Annotated in this window: 2 protein-coding genes and 1 pseudogene; 1 reads left to right on the forward strand and 2 read right to left on the reverse strand. The window is 45.6% G+C overall.

From position 1 onward, the window contains the following. On the reverse strand, nt 1-344 hold a 344-nt coding region (locus tag B4K20_RS06775), incomplete at its 3' end, for a LapD/MoxY N-terminal periplasmic domain-containing protein (RefSeq protein ID WP_289282349.1). A gap of 206 nt (nt 345-550) precedes the next feature. Between B4K20_RS06775 and B4K20_RS06780 the strand changes: the two genes are divergently transcribed. Beyond that, nucleotides 551-1,474: an AEC family transporter gene (locus tag B4K20_RS06780; protein ID WP_289282350.1), complete on the forward strand. Its 924-nt coding sequence runs from the start codon at nt 551-553 to the stop codon at nt 1,472-1,474. Here the strand turns inward: B4K20_RS06780 and B4K20_RS06785 are convergent. Then, a pseudogene (locus B4K20_RS06785) lies at nt 1,456-1,857 on the reverse strand (competence/damage-inducible protein A); the annotation flags it as partial. The gene B4K20_RS06780 and the pseudogene B4K20_RS06785 sit on opposite strands and share 19 nt — an antisense overlap.

Genomic DNA, 1,857 nt, shown 5'->3' on the forward strand with positions numbered 1-1,857 from the left:
GACTTCATGGGTAACCAATTGATTAACCATTGGGGCACACCTTCCATTTTGACGGGATTTTTCAGGCTCACCAGCGTTTTACCATCAATATCTTCTAAACGCATTTCACGGTAATAGCCCATATCAAAAATGGCGCTCATCATTGTTTGTAATATCGGATCATTTTCATCTTCCATATGCGGGCTAAGTGAGAGACCCAACGATGTGGCGGTATCCTGCATATGTATTTCAGATTCAACTTCGAGATAGTCACGGATACTGCCCATGCTGATCACAAAGCTTGCTGAAAAAACAATCAGAAAAAGTAAGCTGATTAGAATTAACAACTGCTTAGAAAGTGACATATTGATTTCCTTATTACGATGTTCAGGCCATTTTAAGTACTGCCTGATGTATATCGGCTAACTTGATGGAATCTGATGAATTATCACCAAAACGCTAACAATACCCTGACCACGACATCACAGCAAGCATCATCAGCGCGGGCAATAAGTCTTTCGTTTCAGCAGGTTGATTGCTACGATCAGCGTTTCATTTATAGGCGATACAAATGTTATTAGTATTAGTGCAGATGGGGCTTCTCATTGCCTGTGGTTTTGCCTGGAAACAATGGGCACCAAGGCATATTCCAGCTCTGGCACACCGCCGCGCCTTAACCGATCTGGTTTTCTTTATTTTACTGCCAGCCCTGGTGTTAGATGTCATCTGGGGCGCACCCATAGATAAGACCTCTCTTAAAATTTCTCTCACGGCATTTTCTGGTTTGCTAACAGCAGGCATTGTTATGTGGTGTTTATTGCGATTTATCAAAACCACGCCTGAACAAAAAGGCGCACTGATGCTGGCTGCAATCTTTCCGAATGTGACCTACCTTGGTCTACCGGTCACCAATCAGGTACTCGGCTCATGGAGTAATGCCATTGTGCTGCAATATGACTTATTTGCCTGCACACCGGCGTTGATGACTTTTGGCATATTAATGGCGCATCATTTCGGTGGGGCGGGTCAGCAAAAAGTCCATCCCTTAAAAGAACTCACCAAGGTGCCGCCATTGTGGGCGGTTGTGATCGCGCTTTTATTAAATGTGCTGCATGTGCCACGTCCAGAACTGGTTCATCACACATTAACGACATTATCTGGTGGTGTGGTGCCACTGATGCTGATTGCCTTGGGCATGAGTATTCGCTGGGACAGCTTAAGACTACGTTATTTACCGCTTTTATTGCCGGTCGCTGTGATTACCTTATTATTGGTTCCAGTGGCTGTGTTTTTCACGGGGGGCTGGTTCGAACTGCCTGCGGATATCGCATTGGCAGTCGTACTTTTGGCTGCCATGCCGACTATGGTGTTTGGTGTTGTGATATGTGAACGTTACCAATTAGATAGTCCACTCTATGCTGCCGCAGTCACATTGACGACCTTATTAAGCGTTGTCACGTTACCTTTGTGGTTTCATTATTTACCCGGCCTGTAGTCAGACCAGATAAAGCCGGCTGCTTCAACGGCCGCAATCACATGTTGCATGGCTTGCTCAATTTGTTCAGCGTCACCACGCAAGCTGAATTCAATTTGAGGCTCATCGCCGAGTTTGGGCAAGCTTGATAATTTTAACTGCGGATATTGGGCGACAATCTCATTCATTGTCGGCAGTAAATCTGACTCACGCCCTTTCGTAATGGTAATGATTCTTTCCGCTTTGGGACGCAAGCCCTGTAAGTGTGGGTAATGGGTATCTAAAATCCATTCCAGCATGGGCCAGGACATTTCAGGGAAGCCCGGCATAAAGTGATGGTTATCCAGACTAAAACCCGGCACGCGATTAATAGTATTGGGAATAATGCGGCTACCTTCAGGTAG

The sequence above is a fragment of the Methylophaga sp. UBA5088 genome, assembly GCF_002414625.1.
Lineage (GTDB): Bacteria > Pseudomonadota > Gammaproteobacteria > Nitrosococcales > Methylophagaceae > Methylophaga > Methylophaga marina.

Excerpts from the sequence above, each read along its gene's own strand:
- B4K20_RS06780 (WP_289282350.1), top strand. The coding sequence starts at position 551 with ATGTTATTAGTATTAGTGCAGATGGGGCTTCTCATTGCCTGTGGTTTT.